Below are 17,458 nucleotides of genomic sequence, written 5' to 3' on the forward strand. Positions count from 1 at the left end.
TAGACTCTAGCCACGACGAAAGGCGGAGAGCCGTGGAACGGACGGACTACTGCATCATTGGTGGCGGAATCGTGGGCCTTGCCACCGCCTACCAGCTACTGCGGAAAGAGCCCGACGCATCATTGGTCCTGCTGGAGGCGGCCCCTGTGCTGGCTTCGCACCAGACGGGGCACAACAGCGGCGTCATCCACTCCGGCATCTACTACGCCCCGGACAGCCTCAAGGCCCAATTCTGCAAGGCCGGAGCCCGCCAGACCAAGGATTTCTGCCGCGACCACGGCATCAGGTATGCCGAGCCGGGCAAACTTCTGGTGGCAACCTCTGCGGTGGAACGGGAACGGCTGGACCGGCTTGAGGAGCGTGCCGCCATCCATGGCCTGGACTGCGAGCGGATCGACGGGGCCGAGCTCAACCGGCGCGAACCCAATGTTGCTGGGCTGGGGGCCCTGTTCATCCCAAGCACCGGCATCGTTGACTACCCGGAGGTGGCGCGCAAGCTGGCCGAACTCATCACGGCCGCCGGCGGACGCGTCTACACCGGAGCCCGGGTCACCTCCATCGTGGAACACGCCGGCCACGTGGAGGTTGGGACCGACGGGGACGTCTACGCCTGCCGCCGCCTGGTGGCCTGCGCCGGGCTGCAGTCGGACCGGCTCGCCGAATTGGCGGGTATGAAAATCGACGTCCAAATCGTTCCCTTCCGGGGCGAGTATTTTGAGCTGCCGGCCGCAAAATCGGACTACGTCAAACACTTGATCTACCCGGTGCCCGACCCGGACTTGCCCTTCCTGGGCGTGCACCTGACGCCCACCATCGACGGCGGCATCACCGTAGGACCCAACGCGGTGCTGGGCCTGTCCCGGGAGGGGTACACCAAGTTCTCGGTCCATCCGAAGGACGTGGCCCGCTACCTGCGCTTTCCGGGCTTGTGGCACGTGGCGAGGTCCAATGCCGCCACCGCCGTGCGGGAGGTCCGGAACTCCCTGTTCAAGGGAAGCTACCTGCAGGAATGCCGAAAATACGCGCCTGGCCTGGCCAAAGGCGACCTGCTGCCCCGCGAGGCAGGCATCAGGGCGCAGGCGGTACGCCGGGACGGCACGCTCCTCCACGATTTCCTGCTGGCAGGGACCGACCGGATGCTCCACGTATTGAACGCCCCGTCCCCCGCAGCCACTGCCGCGCTCCCCATCGGTGAGCATCTGGCCGGCAAGGCGGCACTCCGCCGGGCGGCCTGACCGGAGTCCGTGCTTTGACGGCGCGGCTACACTGGGCCCGTGACCAACAGTGAGCATCCGCCCGGGACCGCAGCCCCGCCGCCGCGCGGACGGCTCGCCGAACGCCTGTTGCCGGGCGGCGAGGAACCGGATCCGCGGTTCACCCTCGCGAACGAACGCACCTTCCTCGCATGGATCCGCACCTCCCTTGCGCTGCTCGCCGGTGGCATTGCCCTCGAAGCCTTTACCTCAGGCCTTTTCATCGAACCGGTCCGCAAAGGCCTGGCCATCATCCTCCTTCTCATGGGCATGATGCTCAGCGGCGGCGCTGCCATGCGGTGGCTTCGCGTGGAGCGCAGCATGCGCAACAAAGCACCGCTTCCGCTGCCTTTCTTCGTCCCCCTGCTGGCCGGGGCAGGCGCGCTGGCGGCCGCCGTCGTCCTCGTTTTTATCCTTCTGCGCTGATGGCATCCGGCGCACCCCGTCCGCACGGTGATCCGGGTCTCCAACCCGAACGGACGGCGCTGGCCTGGGGCCGGACCATGTTGGCGCTGGTGACGGCGAGCGCCTTCTTCCTTCGCTGGCTTCCCACGTACGGGCCGCCCATCCTGATGCTCCCGGCGGTGTCCGGAGGCGCCGCCTTGGCCATTTACCTCACCCAGCGCCGCCGCTACCGGGCGAGGTCCCACGGCCTGGCCGGGGAGAGCATCGAAGCGGACCTTTCGGCTGTGCTCTGGACCGCCTTCGCGGGCGTCGTCCTGGGCGCCCTCGGCGTTGTGGTGGTGGTGACGGGTTAGCAGCCGAAGCTAGAACATCGGCAGGACGAAGCCGCCCAACAGGGCCACGGTGCCGATGGCCGTCAGGCAGCGGCCCAGGACTGACGCCGTCCTGCCCGCCTCTTCCGGTACGGTGGACTGCCACTGGGTTGGGCGTTTGGGGTGGTAGTAGATCGGCAACGTGTCCCCCACGGCCATGTCCCTGATGTCGTACGGGGACATGGGGGCGTTGTGCACCTGGTGCTTCCGGTCGTACCAGCGGAACCCTACGCCGGTGGAGTCCGAATACACCACGGCTTCTGCCACGTCCCACGGGTGGATGAAGCGGCGGAGGAACCCGGTGTAGAACAGCAGTCCCAGCCCGGCGGGCAGGCACAACCAGGTCAGTACTTCCAGGATGGGACCTGCCATATCGAGCGCAGTGGACATGAAATCGATGGTACAGCGCGGGACTGGTGGCTTCAGCACCAGCTACGTAGGCTGAAGGTGACCGGACCGGAGTGAGGGGAAGCCCAATGAATGATCAGGATATTTTGACGCACATCCAGGCCCTCGTGGAAGAGGAGCATGCGCTGCGCGAGGGGTCCGCCGGAGGCCAGGCTCCGGACCAGGCGCGCCTGAAGTACGTGGAAGAAAGCCTGGACCAATACTGGGACCTGTTGCGACAAAGGCGGGCCAAGAAGGAATCCGGGGAAAACCCCAACGAGGCCCAGGCCCGTCCCGTCAGTGAAGTGGAGGGCTACAGGCAGTAGCTTCGCGGCACGGAAGGTTCCGCCGCCCCTGGTGGGGCGGCGGAACCTTTTTATGCCGTTATTGCCCCGGCGCAGCGCTTAGCCGATAGGCTGCGGCATTTGCTCCACGACGTACTGGACGTCCAGCGAGTCTCCCGTCTCCGGATCCGCCATCTCCACCTTCCAGCTGCGGGCGAACTGGTTGACGCCGCCCGTCATCGCCACGGTGCCGGAAATCAGCACGGTGCCCGGCTGGTTGAGCCCGCGCGCGGCCAGCACCTCCAGCCAGTAGTCCGGGGTCAGCAGGGCCTCGAGGGAACTGTCCTGGATGAGGGTGTCCGGGGTCTCCCCCTCCCCTACCCAGCCGCGCAGCGTGATGCGGTCCAGGTGGTCCCGCACATCGTCAAGCCGCCACGCCTTGCGGCCAAGGACGTCAGGGCTGGCATTCTTGCTCCACGCCACACCATGCACTTCGAGCTCACGGTCCGTGTGATCGCAGGCGACGGTGAGCAGGACGCCGTCGTCGGTGATGACCAGCGCCCATTCCGCCTCACCGGACGTGCGTCCATGCTGGACGCGGACCTCGGATACCTGCTGCGCGAGGTAGGGCGAGACGGGGTACATGGCCGGAGTGGTGGTGGGGCCGGGGACCCCGAGCTCAGCAAGTTCTGCGATGTGGGCCTGCACCTCATCCTGCTCACGCCCCGCGTAGCCGGCGTTGAGGAGGTGCCGGACCTGCACGTTCTTGATGCTGCCGTCGGGAAGTTCAAAGCTGAGAGCCGTCATGGTGCCGTCCTTTTCGAAGGCCGCGGAGCCGGTGCACCGCGGGAAAATTAACAAACCGGAAACCGGAAACAGTCGCCAATGTACATCCAGTATGCGTAATGTATACATTTAACGCCAGCGTGACAGGCGTCACCTCAAAATCCACTGTGGAGGACACAATGAGCAATTCTCCGGTTTCTGGTGCGGGCGCAGCGCCCCAGTCAGGCCCGCCAATCCGCCCAAAGGGCCTGGTCAAGGCATTTGCGGCAAGCCTGACCGGCACGGCACTGGAGTGGTATGACTTTGCCGTCTATTCCGCGGCGGCCGCTGTCGTTTTCCCCATCGTTTTCTTTCCGTCCTCCGATCCCCTGACCGGCACCATCCTCGCCTTCTCCACCTACGCGGTCGGCTATGTGTCACGGCCCGTGGGCGGTGTGGTCTTCGGACGGCTCGGTGACCGGATCGGACGCAAGAAGGTCCTGGTCACCACTTTGATGATCATCGGCGTGGCAACGGTGCTGATCGGCGTCCTTCCGGGCTACGACAGCATTGGCATTGCCGCCCCGATCATCCTGGTGCTCCTGCGCTTCGCCCAGGGCGTGGGCGTGGGCGGTGAATGGGGCGGCGCAGTGCTGCTCTCCAGCGAATACGGCGACCCGCAGCGGCGGGGTTTTTGGGCCTCGGCCGCGCAGGTGGGTCCGCCCGCCGGGAACCTGCTGGCCAACGGTGCGCTGGCGGTCCTGACCCTGATGCTCACCGAACAGCAGTTCATCAGCTTCGGGTGGCGCATCGCGTTCCTGGTCTCCGCACTCCTGGTCGGTTTCGGCCTGTGGATCCGGCTCAAGCTGGAGGACACCCCCATCTTCAAGGCGATCGAAGCCCATGGAGAACAGCCCGCCGCGCCCATCCGGGAAGTGTTCAGTACGGAACTGCGGCCACTCGTTGCCGCCATCCTGTGCCGGGTGGGCCCGGACGTGCTGTACGCGCTGTTCACCGTCTTCACCCTCACCTACGGCATCCAGGCGCTCGGCTACGAACGCAACCAGGTGCTCACCGCCGTCCTGGTGGGCTCGGCCTTCCAGCTGTTCATGATTCCCCTCGCCGGCGCAGTCTCGGACCGTTTCAACCGGCGCCTGGTCTACGGCGTGGGCGCAGTGGCCGGCGCCGTGTGGACCTTTGTCTTCTTTGGCGTCCTTGGCGGCAACAATGAGCCGATGCTGATCGTGGGCATCGTCCTGGGCCTGGCGGCGCACTCCTTCATGTACGGGCCGCAGGCCGCCTTCATCGTGGAGCAGTTCTCACCCCGGCTCCGGTCCACGGGCAGTTCACTGGCCTACACCTTCGCAGGCGTCATCGGCGGCGCCATCGCACCCTTGTTGTTCACCGTGCTGCTGTCGCAGTTTGGCACCTGGATTCCGGTGGCCATCTACGTTGCGGTCGCAGCGGCCGTAACCCTCGTGGGGCTTGCCCTGGGCCGAGACAGCAACACCGTGGAGGACCAGGACTACCGCCTGCTGCTGGAAGGCAGTGCTGAATCCAGGGCGGCCGGCGAAGCGGCTCGCGTGTCCGGCGCAGGCGAAGCCCGGTGATCAGCTCCGCAGGAGGATGTCCCGCGTCACCGCGAGGTGATGGTCGATAGCCTCTTTGGCACGTGCGGAATCGCCGGCCACCAGGGCATCGAGGATGTCCTGGTGTTCGGCGCACACCGCCTCGCGCCTGCCTCCGGTGCGGAACAGTGCGGCAACGCCCACCAGGACCTGGCGGACATGCAGCTTGCTGTACGTTCGGGAAATGAGTTCGTTTCCGGCGGCGTCGATGAGCTGCTGATGGAAGAGCGTGTCCAGGCGGATGAATTCGCGGGCATCGTCCGGTTCATCGTTGTCCGGAATCTGCGCCTGCTGCCGCAGGGTGTCCTGCATTTGCTTGGCGGGCACCCGGTGTTCGTCAATGACAAGCTTGGCCGCATGGCTTTCCAGCACGCCGCGAAGTTCCATCAGCTCGGAAATCTCCCGGCCGGTGACCACCGGAACGTAGGCGCCCCGTTGCGGAATAAGCTCCACCAGCCCGTCGGAAACCAGAAGCAACAGCGCCTCGCGCACCGGAGTGCGGGACACCCCGATGTCCGCCGCAAGCTCCTGTTCGTTGAGGAAGCGGCCTTGCAGTTCCGGGTCCGTCAGGACGTTCTCGCGCAGGTAGGCGTACGCCTTTTCGCGGCCCGAGGCGGCCGAACCCGAAATTTTTACCATACATTATGTATACAACAGATCGGAGATCTTCCATGCGTATCGCCATCGCCCAAATCATCAGCAGCGCCGACACCGCGGCCAACCTCGGCATCATCAGGGACTACGCGGCCCAGGCGAAAAACGCCGGCGCACAGTTGGTGGTCTTCCCGGAGGCGGCCATGCGGGCCTTTGGGAACTCGTTGAAAGACATTGCCGAACCACTTGACGGCCCTTGGGCAGGCGAGGTGCGCCGCGTCGCCAAAGACCTGGACATCACCATCGTGGCAGGCATGTTCACCCCCGGCGCGGAAGGGCGCGTCCGCAACACGCTGCTGGTCACCGGCCCCTCCGTGGAGGCGTCCTACGACAAGGTCCACCTTTTTGACGCATTCGGCTTCACCGAATCCAAGACGGTGGACGCCGGGCAGGCGCCGGTAACGTTCGAGCTCGACGGCACCGTGTTCGGCCTGGCCACCTGCTACGACGTCCGTTTCCCGGCCCTGTTCACGGCCAACGCCAACGCGGGAGCACACGTCAACATTGTGTGCGCTTCCTGGGGAGCCGGCGAGGGCAAGGCCGAGCAGTGGGACCTGCTGGTGCGTGCCCGGGCACTGGACAGCACCACGTTCGTGGTTGCGTGCGGCCAGGGCGATCCCGAAACCATCGGCGCAGGCCCCGCAGGTGCGGCGCCCACCGGAATCGGGCACAGCGCCGTCGTCACTCCCCTGGGTACCGCCGTGGTGTCACTCGGCGGAAATCCCGAACTCGCCGTCGTCGACATCGATCCGGCGTCCGTGGACTCCGTGCGCGCCACGCTGCCGGTCCTGGCCAACGCCCGCAGCTTCTGAACGGGCGAATCGCCGTTCACGGCGCCGAAACATAAGGCGAAAAGACGCAAGACGGCGGATTCTCACCCCTGAAACAGCCGGAAACCCCGCGAAGTCCGCAGCATCGCGGGATCCGGCGGCCAGGACGATTCCTCACGGTGGGGGCGCGTTTACATTCCTGAAACATGGCTGATACGTGAACTTCACGCAGGAGCGATTTGTGTAACGCGGCCGCAACTTTAAGCGGCACTGGCTGAAACACGCGGCACGAAAAATGGACCGCGGGGGAAATGCCACGGGGCCAAAAGGGCCCCGCACAACGTTCACGCTGCGAAGGGACCCACCAGTGGAAATCACTGCCCAACACGTCTGGCTGATGATTTCAGCCGCGATGGTACTGCTGATGACTCCTGGCCTTGGCCTCTTCTACGGCGGCATGACCCGCGCCAAGGCCGCCCTGAACATGATCATGATGAGCTTCATCTCTGCCGGCATCGTCGGCGTGGTCTGGGTCCTGTGGGGTTACTCCATGACCACCGGCGACGGTGTGCTGGGAGTCTTCGGCAATCCCTTCACCAGCTTCGGCCTGCAGAACCTCATTGGATCCCCGGACCTGCTCAAGGCCGGGTACAGCGCCACTTTTGCCATCATCACCGTGGCTTTGATCAGCGGTGCCATCGCCGACCGCGCCAAATTCAGTGCCTGGGCCCTCTTCGTGCCCGTCTGGATCACGGTGATCTACTGCCCCCTCGCCTACATGATCTGGGGCGGCGGCCTGATGAGTGCAGGCGGCGCCGTCACGGCAATCTTCGGCCAGGTCATCGACTTCGCCGGCGGCGCGGTGGTGGAAATCAGCTCCGGCACGGCCGCCCTGGTGCTCGCCATCATCGTTGGCCAGCGGCACGGCTTCGCGAAGGACCCCAACCACCGACCGCACAACATCCCGTTCATCATGCTGGGCGCAGCAATCCTGTGGTTCGGCTGGTTTGGCTTCAATGGCGGCGCCGCAACCAGCGTGGAGCAGGCCGGGCTGATCTGGGTCAACACCCTGATAGCCCCCGCCGCGGCGATGCTGAGCTGGCTGGTGACCGAGAAGGTGCGCCACGGGCACCCGACCTCCCTGGGCGCCGCCTCCGGCGTGGTTGCCGGCCTGGTCGCCATCACGCCGTCCTGCGCAAACATCAGCCCGCTCGCGGCCGTAGGACTGGGCCTCGTTGCCGGGGTTGCCTGCTGCGTGTTCGTGGACCTCAAGTACCGCTTCGGCCTCGATGATTCGCTGGACGTCGTGGGAGTCCACCTGGGCGCGGGCCTCATCGGCACCTTGGCGCTGGGATTCATTGCCCTGCCCGTAAACGGCCAAGGAGGCGGACTCTTCTACGGCGGCGGCATCCAGCAGCTGGTGGCCCAGGCGGCCGCCGTCGTCATTACCCTGCTGCTGTCCGGAATCGGGACGGCAATCATTGGCCTGGTCATCAACAAGACGGTGGGGTTCCGTGTCAGCCATGAAGCTGAGACCGCCGGCGTGGACCTGTCCGAGCATGCGGAAACGGCCTACGCCTTCGGAGAAATGGGCTCGGGCTTCAGCGCCCTGGGCCACATGCTGAACCACCACGCTGCCCACGCCGCCGCGGGACCGGCCAAAGCCGCTACACCAGCCGAGGCCGGGGTGCCCGCCAAGGAAGACGCGTTCGCGTAGCTTCTCCGCCCGGGAACTCTGTTTCCGGGACCCGCGGCCGGGCGCTGCCGGCGCCTGCCGGCCCGGACCGCCTGGAGCTGCTAGTCAGCAAGGATCTTGTAGAGGGCCCGGCGCGTTTCATCCATCTTTGCGACAGCTGCAGCGCGCTGTTCCCCGGTCACACCCGCGCGGAATTGATGGATGGCACCCATTAGCTTTCCAATGCTCTCGTGGAAGTCCCGGTCTGCACTGTCGGGCTCTGCATTCCAGGCGTTTTCCATCTCCTCTGCATGCTCTGCCACATAGGCCCTGCCCGCATCGGTGAGCGCGAACTCTGTTCCCCGGCCTTCGCTGAGCGCCTCGATCAGGCCTTCGTCCACCAGTTGCTGGAGGGTGGGGTAGATCGATCCGGGGCTGGGCCGCCACATGCCACCGGTCTTCGTGGCAATGGTCTTGATCAGTCCGTACCCGTTGGATGGCGCCTCGGCCAGGAGGGAGAGGATGGCCGCGCGGACATCCCCCCGGCTGGCGCGCCGGCCGCCGCGGCCAAAACCGGGACCGAACCCGGGACCAAAGCCCGGGCCAAAACCGGGTCCAAAACCGGGTCCGAAGCCGGGCCCAAACCCCGGCCCACGGTGCCCGTGCGGCCCCCTGTGGGCCCTCCCCCGCTCGAAGCGGCCTTTGGCGAACTCCGGGCCGGGGTGCTTGTCGTCGAATATGCCTTTCATAGCGGCATCGTCCTTTCACTTCAGGTATCTCGCTGATTACTTCAGCGATAGTTAACGATATGTCGGTAACTATCGCTGGTCAAGACCTTTGACGTGACCAAATCCTGACCGTCAAGCCTCTGTTACGCCGTTGGCCGGCGGCGTATCCTGATCACACCCTGGAGCACGAGGGCTGAGGAATGGCGAAGAAGCGGAAGCGCAGGCATGGATTTGGCGCAGCCGTGGGACGGCTCGTGGGGTTCATTGCAGCCAGCATCCTGTGTGGCGTACTGGCTGCCAGCCTGGTGGTCCCGGCAGTGGCAGCCGCGGGCCTCGGCGTCAGCTCCTCCATTGGATTCTTTGACAACCTGCCTGCGGAACTGACGGTGCAGCCGCCGTCACAAGCCACCAGGGTCCTGAGCGCCGACGGCCAGCCGATCGCGACCCTCTATGCGGAGAACCGCGTTCGGGTGCCACTGGACCAGATGTCACCCTTCATCAAGGACGCCATTGTTTCGATCGAGGACAGCAGGTTCTACGAGCATGCCGGGGTGGATCCGCAGGGCATCCTCCGCGCACTGTTTTCCAACCTGACCAAAGGCGGCGAGCAAGGGGCGTCAACCATCACCCAGCAGTACGTCACGAATGTCCTCAATGAAGCCCAGCTTTCACAGGACAGGCCGGATGCGGTGGTCCTGAGCGGGCAGAAGAACCTGGGCGACAAGCTGCGGGAGATGAAGCTGGCCATCGCCCTCGAGAAGAAGTACACCAAGAACCAGATCCTTGAGGGCTACCTGAACATCGTCTTCTTCAGCAGCAACGCGTACGGGATCGAGGCGGCGGCCCGCTACTTCTTCAGCACCACGGCAAAGGACCTTACCCTGCCGCAGGCGGCCCTGCTGGCCGGGCTGGTGAACAGCCCCACGTTCTACAATCCGGCCACCCATCCGGACAACTCGGCAGTACGCCGGAACCAGGTCCTGTCCGAAATGTTGCGCCTGGGCAAGATCACCCGGGCCCAGCATGACGAGGCGGTGGCCGCTCCCATCGAATTGAAGATCACGCCCCCGGAACAGGGGTGCGCCAATGCCGCCCTGGCGCCGTACTTCTGCGATTACATTTCCCACTTGATCCTGGACAATCCCGCGTTCGGGCAAAGCGAGGCCGAGCGGGAGCGGCGGTTGTACCGGGGCGGACTCACGATCGTGACCACCCTGGACAGCAGGCTCCAAGCTGCGGCCCAGGCACAGGTGGACGGGACGGCAGGCGCCAACCCGGACCGCTGGGCCGCATCCCTGGTGAGCATCCAGCCGGGCACCGGCAAGATCCTGGCGATGGCCCAGAACACGGTGTTCCTTCCACAACCGGGCAAGTTCGACACGAACCTGAATTTTAACGTGGACGCCAAGGACGCGCAGGGGAACGACCTCAACGGGGCAGGTGGGTTCCAGCCGGGATCGACCATGAAGCCGTTCACGTTTGCCGAGTGGCTGAACGAGGGGAAGGCCCTTACCGCGGTGGTGGACGCGTCACGCCGGGTCTATCCCCTCGACTTCCCGTGGAAGGACAGCTGCGGCAAAGTACTGGGCGCCTATGACACAGCGCAGAACAATCCCACGCTCGGCGCGGCGGACGACCTGCAGAACGCCGAGGACGGCTTCTACCGGCCAATGCCTGTCAATTTCGGCCTCTACAACTCGATCAACACCGCCACGTTCGCCTCGGCAGCACAGCTCGATTTCTGTGGCATCCAGAAGATGGTGGACTCGGTGGGCCTGCATAGCGGGCTGGACAGCACGCCGGTCAACATGCACCAGCTGGGCAACTTGCTGGGCGGCACAGGAGTCGCACCCCTGACCCTTGCGAACGCCTTTGCCACCTTCGCCACCGAGGGCCGCTATTGCACGCCCATCGCCCTGGTGGAGGTCACTGATGGCGCGGGCGCGAAACTTCCCGTACCGGCCCCGGACTGCCGTGACGCCGTCAAGCCTGATGTGGCCCGTGGCGTGAACTCGGTGCTGCAGGACGTTTTGAAGCGGGGATCAGGCGTGTGGATCAACCCGAAGGTGCAGGACAAGTTCCCCACCGCAGCCAAGACCGGAACGTCGAACAATAATGGCTCCACCTGGGTGGTGGGCTACACCACCGGCCTGGTCACCGCGTCCTTCTTTGGGGATGCCCTGGGAGGCCAGACGCGTGCCGGCCAGAACGTCACCATCAACGGCACGTTCTATCCCAGCCTGGACGGTTACATGATTGCCGGGCCGCAGTGGGCCAACTACATGCTCAAGGTGGCGGCCCTGTATCCCGCAGCACCGTTCGCTCCGCCGCCAGCATCGATGATTGGCCCAAATCCGACACCGAAGCCCTAATACCCGGGTCCCTGGTACCCGAAGCCCTGGTGCCGAAGCCCTGATACCAGCGCGGGATCGGCCTGCGCCGCAAATTGCGCTAGCCCCGGCCGGGCCCTTTCCACAGCCGCTGCCACCAGGAACGCACAGGCTCCGGCTCCGCGGGTACTTCCACAACGCGCGCTGCCCGGCGGTTCCGCCAGCGGTCCAGTTCCACTTCTACGTCCCGCGTCTTCGTGATGACCGGCGGACCGCCCTGCAGTTGCCGGCGTGCATCGACAACCCGCTTGTTGAAGTCCTGCAGGAGGTCCCGGACCTGCTGCTCCGTGGACAGGGCGTCGAGAGTCGCATCAAGGTGGGCATCCTCAGCGCGGAGCAGGATGGCTGCCGGCCCCAGGCCGCTGATATTCTCCCGCTGGATCAGCCCCTTGACCCACCAGTCCGGATCATAGGAATCGCCAAGGCCGGGAATCGGTTTGCCGGCGTACTTGAGGTTGTCGAACTTGCCCTGCGCCATGGCATCGCGGACCAGGTATTCCGCGCGGGCGGCGTCGCTGACCTTCCGGCGCTTGTCGCGCTCGTGAGCGTCCAGGGCATCCAACGTGGCTTCTTCCTCGGCGCTGATGCCCGCACCGCGGTATGAACGCACTTCGGCCGCCCGCTCCAGCCGCCTCCGGAACCCCGCCGACCCGCCACTCATTGCCGCCACCGCCTCACCTCAGGTTGGTCCGCCTTCCAGTATTGCGGCGCCGGCCTGCGCGTTCAACGCCCGCAGGTGGGCGGACGACGGCGGGACATCCCGCCGTCGTCCGCCCACCTGGCGCCGCCGCAAGGTTCCTGCCGGTTGCCGGGTTCAGATGCAGGTTCAGATGTTGGCGGGCTCTGCGAGGATGCCGTCGATCTGGCCGGCGGCCAGCGTCATCCCTTCCTCCATCCCCATGGCAACCATCTTCTCAAGCTGCTCTTCGGACTCGAACGCGGAATGGATGGTCATGCGCGTCCGCTCCCCCAGCGGCTCGAGCGTGACCGTCGCATGGGTGACGCCCAGGTCGCCCGTGGGGTTTCCGTCGCTGTCCGCGAACCCGTCGTCGAACTGAAGCTCCCGGGGTGCCTCGATGGCCGTAAACTCCCACCAGCCATGGGCCTTCTCGCCCTCCGGGCCGGTCATGTAGTAGTTTGCGCGCCCGCCGGGGACGAAGTCGTGCCGGTGGAACGTAGCCGGCCAGGTGGGTGGTCCCCACCAACGCTCGAGCTGGCGGGGATCTTCCCAGAGCTGCCAGACGCGTTCGACGCCGGCGTCGAACTCGGCGACCAGCGTGAGGGAGAGCGCCTCGGGGTTCTTGTCCATACTGATGACTGCCATGGCCGTGCCTTCCTAACCTTCAGCAATAATGTCTGCCATCCTGGCGGCCCGCTGCCGCCAGATCTGTTCGTATTCGTCGAGCAGCCGCCGGGCTTCCTGGAGCCCTTCGTGATTGCCCCGGACAACCTGCTCCCTTCCGCGTTTTTCCTTCGTGACCAGCGATGCGCGTTCCAGCACCGCCACATGCTTCTGGACGGCGGCGAAACTCATGGAATAGAAGGCCGCGAGCCCGGACACGGTGTACTCGCCCACCGTGACCCGGCGGACGATGTCACGCCGGGTGGAATCGGCGAACGCCTGGAAGAGGCGGTCACGTTCGGACTCACGGAGCTGATCTACAACCATTTGGTTGTACGTTAGTCCGCCAGTATGGAGGTGTCAATGGGGCTCCTGAACAGCCTTGGACGCCGGAACGGCCGGCAAATAGTTACGCCTCGAAATGGGTCCTGACGCCATTCCCGGTCAAGTGCTCGATGAGTTCGTTGGCGACATCCCGGAGTTTCCGGTTGCGGTTGCTGGAGACCCGGGCGAGAATATCCATCGCCTCCTGCTGTGAGCAGCGGTTCTGCGCCATGATCACCCCACAGGCAAGGTTGATGGCGGTCCTGCTCTCCAGGGCAGCCTCCAAGTTGTCCGCACGGTTCCGGGCGGTATCGATGCGCACCGACAAATGCAGTGTGTTCTGGGCGGCGGCCGCAAAGCCGAGTGCCTTTTCGAGGACGTCCGCTGTGAATACGCCGGGCCGCGAGGCGAAAAAATTCAATGCCGCGGCGGTCTCGCCCGTGATCTCCAAGGGAACACCGAGCGAGCTGTGGACGTTGGCCGCCAGGAGCGCCCGGTTGTATTCAGGCCATCGCGAATCGGACTCGACGTCGTCGATCAACACCAATGACATCTCACGCAACGCCTTCACGCAGGGACCATCACCCAACGCCTGTTCCAGCTGGTCCAGCTCCAGGGCACGTGCACTGCTGGCCGCAGCCGTGGTGGGCCGTCGCTTCATCTTCAGGGTGACGGCACACTCCACCACACCCCCGCCTGCCTCTGAAACGGCGGCGGCGGCAAGGCGTGACAACCCGGAAAGGAACTCGATGCCATTCTCTGAGCCCACCAGGATGCTCTGGAGGTCTTGGGCAGATTCAGGGTCGGATGAACTCAACATGTCCTCCAGCGAACCGCCACCCACCCATCCAGTCAAGCCCTCCCTGCCTGGGCGGGTTTCGGACGGTCCGGGCCGTGCGGAGCCCCGGTGCGGGTCTGGATCTATGCTGGGACCATGGCGCAACTTCCCCTTGACGAGCTAACCGCAGTGATTGCTCGCATCCAGGGATTACTGCTAACGGAAGAAAAGGTCACAACCGCCATCCGTTTACTGGCCCGGGCCGCCAAGGAATCAGTCCCCGGCACCATCGGGGCAGGCGTCTCACTCATCGACGGCCGGGGACGCCGTACCAGCAGTGGATACACCGACACGATCGTTTCCCAGGCGGACACGGTTCAGTATGAATATGGCGAAGGACCTTGCCTTACGGCGTGGGCGTCAGAGCGACCCGTGCTGGTCACCGACCTCAACGTGGAACAGCGGTGGCCCCAGTGGCGCAACGGCATCGCCGGGCTGCCCATACTCGCAGTAGTCAGCGCGCCGCTGTTGGCGGGGAAGGAATCCCTGGGTGCCCTGAAGTTGTACGCCGCAGCCCCCGACACCTACGACCACGGGAGCGCTGCACTGCTCCAGCTCTTCGCAGCGCCGGCCGCCACGCTGATCTCCCATATTCAGGCCAATGAGGCTCCGCATCGGATGACGGCGGAACTCCAGGCGTCGCTGTATACCCGCGACCTGGTCAACCGTGCCACCGGGGTCGTCATGGAACGGATGGGTTTGCGGCAGGAAGACGCCGTGCGGTTCCTCATCAGGCAGGCCCGGGAGGAAAAAACATCGCTGCAGCAGGTCAGCGAACGCGTCGTGGCCGGGACGCCGGCCTCCGGAACCTAGGTTCGCCATGGGCTTCGACCCCAACGAACCGGAACAGCGACGCCAACTCAGAGCCGCGATGAAGGCTGCCGACATCTCGGTCCCCGACCTCTGGCTGAAGTACTTTGGCCTCTCCGGAGACGCCGGCGAGTACGAAGTGGAGGCCTACCTGCAAGGGCTTCTTTCCCTCCCACCGATCCAACGGGACCTGCTTGCCTTGGCGGCGAACGAGCTGATCGACGACCTTCCCCGGCCCCGGGCGCCCTACTCCGACGATTTCAACGGCTCCCACCACTCCGAAACGGAAGACAGCGGCGAAAAGGACGGAGGCGACCAGGACGGTGGCCACCGTGCAGGTTCCGACGGGTAGCGCGTGCCGGCGCCCGCGTACCAAATGCAGGTGCGGAGGCGTAGTGTCGGATATAGGAGATTTCCGGATAGCCAGCAGATCCAGGGGTTGCCACACGGGCCAGCCGCGCAGAGAGCGGGGGTCGCAAGCCGGGAGCAGCAACCCTGGCGTACTGAGGATCGAGGCCCGATGGCCAAGGAAAATATCATCTCCCCGTCAGACAGGCTGCAGGACCTGCTCCTGGACAGCCCCGGCTTCCCGGACTTCCTCCTTGGCCTGGCAACTATCTCCGCTGCGCAACTGGGCGCGGACGGCCGCACCATGGAGTGCACCATCACGGTGGAGCGGAACGGCGGACTCGCCACCGTGGCCGCGAGCAGCCAGGAAGGGTACCGGCTCGACGAGACGCAGTATGGTTTCGACATTGGACCCTGCCTTACGGCCCTCCGGCAGCAAAGAACGGTACTGATTGGCGACCTGGCCAATGATCTGCGCTGGAGCCGGTACTTGGACAGCATCGCTGAAGACAATGTCCGCTCCGTACTGGCGGTCCCCATCCACACAGACTCCTCCGCACGTGCAGCGCTGAACTCCTACGCCTACACCACACACGCCTTCAATCCGGCCGCCATTGCCTTCGTGGAGGACCACGCGGCCTCGATGTCCCGCATCCTCCGCCTGGCGCTGCGGCTGCATGCGCCGGAGGCCCCTGGAGACGATTTCCGATCTGCGCTCAAATCCCGCGCCGTTGTGGACGCGGCCGTCGCCCTGGTCATGCTCCAGACCCGCGGCGGCAGGAACGGCGCCCTCACGGTGCTGCAGGCCGCTGCCGCATCAAACAACAAGCGGATCCGGGAAATTGCTGCCGAGATCGTTGATGGGGGCTACATCCCGGGATCGCCGGATGGACGGCAATGATGAACGCGGACTGGATGGGTGGCCCGGACCAACTGAACGAGGCAGATGCGCACCGCCGGATTGCAGCGAAGCGGTTCCAGGCCTCCAAGGTGACGCTGGTTGAACTCTGGACGTACTACTACGGCATCGGCGGGGACGTTGACGAACTGGCTCTGGATGCCTACCTCAATGAAGCCCTGCACCTGCCCGCAGCACAGGTGGGACTCGTCACGCTGGCTATGAACGAATTCATTGGAGGCGACGGCGCATGACCGACAACGAAGGTTCCCTTCCCACCGGATTCAGGAGTGGATGGGATGCCGATTTGTCGCTGCAGGAACTCGTCCTTGAGAGCAGCGACATCAGGGCATTCATGACGGAATTGGCCGTCCTGGTGTCTTCCCGGCTGAGCATCCCCGGCAACACCATCCACAGCGGCGTCACGGTTATCCGGCAAAAGAAACCCGAAGCCGTTGCCGCCAGTGACGCCGCCGCGAGCGTGTTGGATGAATTGCAGAACGGCTTTGGCGAAGGCCCCTGCCTGACAGCGCTGCGGGAGGAACGCACCCTCCTGGTTCCCGACCTTGCCGCCGAAACCCGCTGGCAGGACTACGTCCGGACCGCCTTGCATCAAGGGGTCTCCGCCATCCTCGCCGTCCCGTTGGACCTCGGTGGAGATGGCGAGGCAGTGCTGAACCTCTATTCCGGCCGCACCAACGGCTTCTCGGTCGAGGACATCGCAACCGTGGAGACTTTCGCCCGGCACGCGGCAAACTCGCTGCGCCTGGTCTTGCGGATTGCCCGCTTGCGTGAAACCAGGAACGACCTCTCCGCGGCCATGCAATCCCGGACAGTCATCGATATGGCGGTGGGAGCGGTCATGGCCCAAAACCGCTGCACCCGGGACACGGCGTTCGGCATCCTCACCCGCGCCTCGAATACCCGCAACATCAAGCTCCGGCAGGTGGCCACCGCCGTCATTGCATCCATTTCCGGAGAGCAAACGATCCCGGCGCACTTCGACGAATAGACGCCGCGCCCCGCTTAAACGTGACGAGAAACACCCGCAATAAAGCGCTTTTTGGTTTCGAGCGCCGTTCCGGCCTGGGCACTATGGATATGGAGGGCGGGCAAGCTCCCGCTCCGAAATCCTGGTGACGCAACGAGGCCCACCGGTGAGCGCAGGCCACCGATCCCCGAAGCGTGGACAGGCCACTCCAGCGGCCCGAAAGGGGCCGCACTGACGAAGGAAAGTACTGAACAATGACGTTTAACGCTGCCAAATCCGTGACGCTGAAGATCTGGGACCGGGCGTCTTTCCACGAGACCCTCGACTCCGCGGTAACAGACCTTTCCGCCCGGCACAACACCACCACCTGCCGCATCGCCGTCACGTGCAGCGGCCCCAACACCTTCACGCTGAGCGTTCGAGGCGACGAAGCGGCCCTGGCGGCCGTCTAAGCAGCGCCCCACGGGGAGCGGACGACGACGGGACCTCCCGTCGTGGTCCACTCCCCTTTTTCACGCCCCCAGTCAGGTGTGACAGGGGTCACTCAAAAAACTGCGTGACGTTTTCCGCCCTGGCCCCGTCCTTACTTGTGAAGGC

At 65.0% G+C, this 17,458-nt stretch carries 22 protein-coding genes; 14 read left to right on the forward strand and 8 right to left on the reverse strand.

What is annotated here, in order from left to right; genetic code table 11:
- The first annotated feature begins 32 nt into the window (after positions 1 to 32).
- Genes lhgO through AC4EEV_RS08205 form a run of 3 tightly spaced genes read left to right on the forward strand, consistent with a single transcriptional unit; the run spans position 33 to position 2,011 of the window.
- The gene (lhgO, locus tag AC4EEV_RS08195) at positions 33 to 1,235 is read left to right on the forward strand and encodes an L-2-hydroxyglutarate oxidase (protein ID WP_491330618.1); all 1,203 of its coding nucleotides are present in this window, start codon (positions 33 to 35) and stop codon (positions 1,233 to 1,235) included.
- Positions 1,236 to 1,274: 39 nt separating this feature from the next.
- Entirely contained in the window at positions 1,275 to 1,679 is a 405-nt protein-coding gene (locus tag AC4EEV_RS08200; RefSeq protein ID WP_285319786.1) for a YidH family protein, read from the forward strand.
- The gene (locus tag AC4EEV_RS08205) at positions 1,679 to 2,011 is read left to right on the forward strand and encodes a DUF202 domain-containing protein (RefSeq protein WP_285319785.1); all 333 of its coding nucleotides are present in this window, start codon (positions 1,679 to 1,681) and stop codon (positions 2,009 to 2,011) included. The genes AC4EEV_RS08200 and AC4EEV_RS08205 overlap by 1 nt, the downstream gene beginning before the upstream one ends.
- Before the next feature lie 9 nt (positions 2,012 to 2,020).
- On the opposite strand, the gene AC4EEV_RS08210 is transcribed toward AC4EEV_RS08205, so the two are convergent.
- A complete protein-coding gene (locus AC4EEV_RS08210) occupies positions 2,021 to 2,419 on the reverse strand; it encodes a DUF3592 domain-containing protein (protein ID WP_018761026.1) in 399 nt (132 codons plus the stop codon).
- Positions 2,420 to 2,505: 86 nt separating this feature from the next.
- Here AC4EEV_RS08210 and AC4EEV_RS08215 point away from each other — a divergent pair, with 86 nt between their 5' ends.
- Positions 2,506 to 2,742, forward strand: coding sequence for a DUF2630 family protein (locus tag AC4EEV_RS08215; RefSeq protein WP_109045723.1), 237 nt, complete (start codon positions 2,506 to 2,508; stop codon positions 2,740 to 2,742).
- Positions 2,743 to 2,820: 78 nt separating this feature from the next.
- On the opposite strand, the gene AC4EEV_RS08220 is transcribed toward AC4EEV_RS08215, so the two are convergent.
- Entirely contained in the window at positions 2,821 to 3,507 is a 687-nt protein-coding gene (locus AC4EEV_RS08220) for a DUF2848 domain-containing protein (RefSeq protein ID WP_109045722.1), read from the reverse strand.
- A gap of 158 nt (positions 3,508 to 3,665) precedes the next feature.
- Between AC4EEV_RS08220 and AC4EEV_RS08225 the strand changes: the two genes are divergently transcribed.
- Entirely contained in the window at positions 3,666 to 5,075 is a 1,410-nt protein-coding gene (locus AC4EEV_RS08225) for an MFS transporter (RefSeq protein WP_491330619.1), read from the forward strand.
- Here AC4EEV_RS08225 and AC4EEV_RS08230 read toward each other — a convergent pair whose 3' ends face one another.
- The gene (locus tag AC4EEV_RS08230; RefSeq protein WP_018761022.1) at positions 5,076 to 5,732 is read right to left on the reverse strand and encodes a GntR family transcriptional regulator; all 657 of its coding nucleotides are present in this window, start codon (positions 5,730 to 5,732) and stop codon (positions 5,076 to 5,078) included.
- Positions 5,733 to 5,764: 32 nt separating this feature from the next.
- Between AC4EEV_RS08230 and AC4EEV_RS08235 the strand changes: the two genes are divergently transcribed.
- Together AC4EEV_RS08235 and AC4EEV_RS08240 are read left to right on the forward strand one after the other, a co-directional pair.
- The gene (locus AC4EEV_RS08235) at positions 5,765 to 6,559 is read left to right on the forward strand and encodes a carbon-nitrogen hydrolase family protein (protein WP_133831736.1); all 795 of its coding nucleotides are present in this window, start codon (positions 5,765 to 5,767) and stop codon (positions 6,557 to 6,559) included.
- Positions 6,560 to 6,884: 325 nt separating this feature from the next.
- On the forward strand, positions 6,885 to 8,234 hold the full coding sequence (locus AC4EEV_RS08240) for an ammonium transporter (protein ID WP_491330620.1): 1,350 nt from the start codon (positions 6,885 to 6,887) through the stop codon (positions 8,232 to 8,234).
- Between the two features lie 80 nt (positions 8,235 to 8,314).
- Here the strand turns inward: AC4EEV_RS08240 and AC4EEV_RS08245 are convergent, their stop codons facing one another.
- The gene (locus AC4EEV_RS08245) at positions 8,315 to 8,941 is read right to left on the reverse strand and encodes a PadR family transcriptional regulator (RefSeq protein WP_133831738.1); all 627 of its coding nucleotides are present in this window, start codon (positions 8,939 to 8,941) and stop codon (positions 8,315 to 8,317) included.
- 179 nt (positions 8,942 to 9,120) lie between these two features.
- Between AC4EEV_RS08245 and AC4EEV_RS08250 the strand changes: the two genes are divergently transcribed.
- Positions 9,121 to 11,292 carry a transglycosylase domain-containing protein gene (locus AC4EEV_RS08250; protein ID WP_491330621.1) on the forward strand — a complete coding sequence of 724 codons (2,172 nt, stop codon included), beginning with the start codon at positions 9,121 to 9,123 and terminating at the stop codon, positions 11,290 to 11,292.
- 79 nt (positions 11,293 to 11,371) lie between these two features.
- Here AC4EEV_RS08250 and AC4EEV_RS08255 read toward each other — a convergent pair whose 3' ends face one another.
- The 4 genes from AC4EEV_RS08255 to AC4EEV_RS08270 all read right to left on the reverse strand — a co-directional run bounded on the left by AC4EEV_RS08255 (position 11,372) and on the right by AC4EEV_RS08270 (position 13,796).
- A complete protein-coding gene (locus tag AC4EEV_RS08255; RefSeq protein WP_491330863.1) occupies positions 11,372 to 11,971 on the reverse strand; it encodes a DnaJ family domain-containing protein in 600 nt (199 codons plus the stop codon).
- A gap of 165 nt (positions 11,972 to 12,136) precedes the next feature.
- Positions 12,137 to 12,634 (reverse strand): SRPBCC family protein, encoded by a 498-nt coding sequence (locus AC4EEV_RS08260; protein WP_018761016.1) that lies wholly within the window; start codon positions 12,632 to 12,634, stop codon positions 12,137 to 12,139.
- 12 nt (positions 12,635 to 12,646) lie between these two features.
- The gene (locus AC4EEV_RS08265; protein ID WP_491330622.1) at positions 12,647 to 12,979 is read right to left on the reverse strand and encodes an ArsR/SmtB family transcription factor; all 333 of its coding nucleotides are present in this window, start codon (positions 12,977 to 12,979) and stop codon (positions 12,647 to 12,649) included.
- A gap of 82 nt (positions 12,980 to 13,061) precedes the next feature.
- The gene (locus AC4EEV_RS08270) at positions 13,062 to 13,796 is read right to left on the reverse strand and encodes an ANTAR domain-containing protein (RefSeq protein WP_491330623.1); all 735 of its coding nucleotides are present in this window, start codon (positions 13,794 to 13,796) and stop codon (positions 13,062 to 13,064) included.
- Between the two features lie 114 nt (positions 13,797 to 13,910).
- Here AC4EEV_RS08270 and AC4EEV_RS08275 point away from each other — a divergent pair, with 114 nt between their 5' ends.
- The 6 genes from AC4EEV_RS08275 (at position 13,911) to AC4EEV_RS08300 (ending at position 17,313) form a co-directional block, all read left to right on the forward strand.
- Complete coding sequence (locus AC4EEV_RS08275; RefSeq protein WP_109045715.1) at positions 13,911 to 14,627, forward strand: GAF and ANTAR domain-containing protein; 717 nt, start codon at positions 13,911 to 13,913, stop codon at positions 14,625 to 14,627.
- A 7-nt stretch (positions 14,628 to 14,634) separates the two neighbouring features.
- Positions 14,635 to 14,976 carry a hypothetical protein gene (locus AC4EEV_RS08280; RefSeq protein ID WP_133831743.1) on the forward strand — a complete coding sequence of 114 codons (342 nt, stop codon included), beginning with the start codon at positions 14,635 to 14,637 and terminating at the stop codon, positions 14,974 to 14,976.
- A 168-nt stretch (positions 14,977 to 15,144) separates the two neighbouring features.
- Positions 15,145 to 15,873, forward strand: a complete 729-nt coding sequence (locus AC4EEV_RS08285; protein ID WP_491330624.1) for a GAF domain-containing protein — start codon at positions 15,145 to 15,147, stop codon at positions 15,871 to 15,873.
- Positions 15,870 to 16,124, forward strand: coding sequence for a hypothetical protein (locus tag AC4EEV_RS08290; protein ID WP_231369847.1), 255 nt, complete (start codon positions 15,870 to 15,872; stop codon positions 16,122 to 16,124). The genes AC4EEV_RS08285 and AC4EEV_RS08290 overlap by 4 nt, the downstream gene beginning before the upstream one ends.
- Positions 16,121 to 16,882: an ANTAR domain-containing response regulator gene (locus tag AC4EEV_RS08295; protein WP_491330625.1), complete on the forward strand. Its 762-nt coding sequence runs from the start codon at positions 16,121 to 16,123 to the stop codon at positions 16,880 to 16,882. The genes AC4EEV_RS08290 and AC4EEV_RS08295 overlap by 4 nt, the downstream gene beginning before the upstream one ends.
- 233 nt (positions 16,883 to 17,115) lie before the next feature.
- Positions 17,116 to 17,313, forward strand: a complete 198-nt coding sequence (locus tag AC4EEV_RS08300; protein WP_018761008.1) for a hypothetical protein — start codon at positions 17,116 to 17,118, stop codon at positions 17,311 to 17,313.
- Positions 17,314 to 17,458: the final 145 nt, after the last annotated feature.

Source organism: Pseudarthrobacter sp. MOO14, assembly GCF_058267675.1.

Bases quoted from the DNA above. Each gene is read 5' to 3' on its own strand.
- AC4EEV_RS08205 (WP_285319785.1), top strand. From the start codon at position 1,679: ATGGCATCCGGCGCACCCCGTCCGCACGGTGATCCGGGTCTCCAACCC.
- AC4EEV_RS08210 (WP_018761026.1), bottom strand. From the start codon at position 2,419: ATGTCCACTGCGCTCGATATGGCAGGTCCCATCCTGGAAGTACTGACC.
- AC4EEV_RS08215 (WP_109045723.1), top strand. From the start codon at position 2,506: ATGAATGATCAGGATATTTTGACGCACATCCAGGCCCTCGTGGAAGAG.
- AC4EEV_RS08220 (WP_109045722.1), bottom strand. From the start codon at position 3,507: ATGACGGCTCTCAGCTTTGAACTTCCCGACGGCAGCATCAAGAACGTG.
- AC4EEV_RS08225 (WP_491330619.1), top strand. From the start codon at position 3,666: ATGAGCAATTCTCCGGTTTCTGGTGCGGGCGCAGCGCCCCAGTCAGGC.
- AC4EEV_RS08230 (WP_018761022.1), bottom strand. From the start codon at position 5,732: ATGGTAAAAATTTCGGGTTCGGCCGCCTCGGGCCGCGAAAAGGCGTAC.
- AC4EEV_RS08235 (WP_133831736.1), top strand. From the start codon at position 5,765: ATGCGTATCGCCATCGCCCAAATCATCAGCAGCGCCGACACCGCGGCC.
- AC4EEV_RS08245 (WP_133831738.1), bottom strand. From the start codon at position 8,941: ATGAAAGGCATATTCGACGACAAGCACCCCGGCCCGGAGTTCGCCAAA.
- AC4EEV_RS08250 (WP_491330621.1), top strand. From the start codon at position 9,121: ATGGCGAAGAAGCGGAAGCGCAGGCATGGATTTGGCGCAGCCGTGGGA.
- AC4EEV_RS08255 (WP_491330863.1), bottom strand. From the start codon at position 11,971: ATGAGTGGCGGGTCGGCGGGGTTCCGGAGGCGGCTGGAGCGGGCGGCC.
- AC4EEV_RS08260 (WP_018761016.1), bottom strand. From the start codon at position 12,634: ATGGCAGTCATCAGTATGGACAAGAACCCCGAGGCGCTCTCCCTCACG.
- AC4EEV_RS08265 (WP_491330622.1), bottom strand. From the start codon at position 12,979: ATGGTTGTAGATCAGCTCCGTGAGTCCGAACGTGACCGCCTCTTCCAG.
- AC4EEV_RS08270 (WP_491330623.1), bottom strand. From the start codon at position 13,796: ATGTTGAGTTCATCCGACCCTGAATCTGCCCAAGACCTCCAGAGCATC.
- AC4EEV_RS08275 (WP_109045715.1), top strand. From the start codon at position 13,911: ATGGCGCAACTTCCCCTTGACGAGCTAACCGCAGTGATTGCTCGCATC.
- AC4EEV_RS08280 (WP_133831743.1), top strand. From the start codon at position 14,635: ATGGGCTTCGACCCCAACGAACCGGAACAGCGACGCCAACTCAGAGCC.
- AC4EEV_RS08285 (WP_491330624.1), top strand. From the start codon at position 15,145: ATGGCCAAGGAAAATATCATCTCCCCGTCAGACAGGCTGCAGGACCTG.
- AC4EEV_RS08290 (WP_231369847.1), top strand. From the start codon at position 15,870: ATGATGAACGCGGACTGGATGGGTGGCCCGGACCAACTGAACGAGGCA.
- AC4EEV_RS08295 (WP_491330625.1), top strand. From the start codon at position 16,121: ATGACCGACAACGAAGGTTCCCTTCCCACCGGATTCAGGAGTGGATGG.
- AC4EEV_RS08300 (WP_018761008.1), top strand. From the start codon at position 17,116: ATGACGTTTAACGCTGCCAAATCCGTGACGCTGAAGATCTGGGACCGG.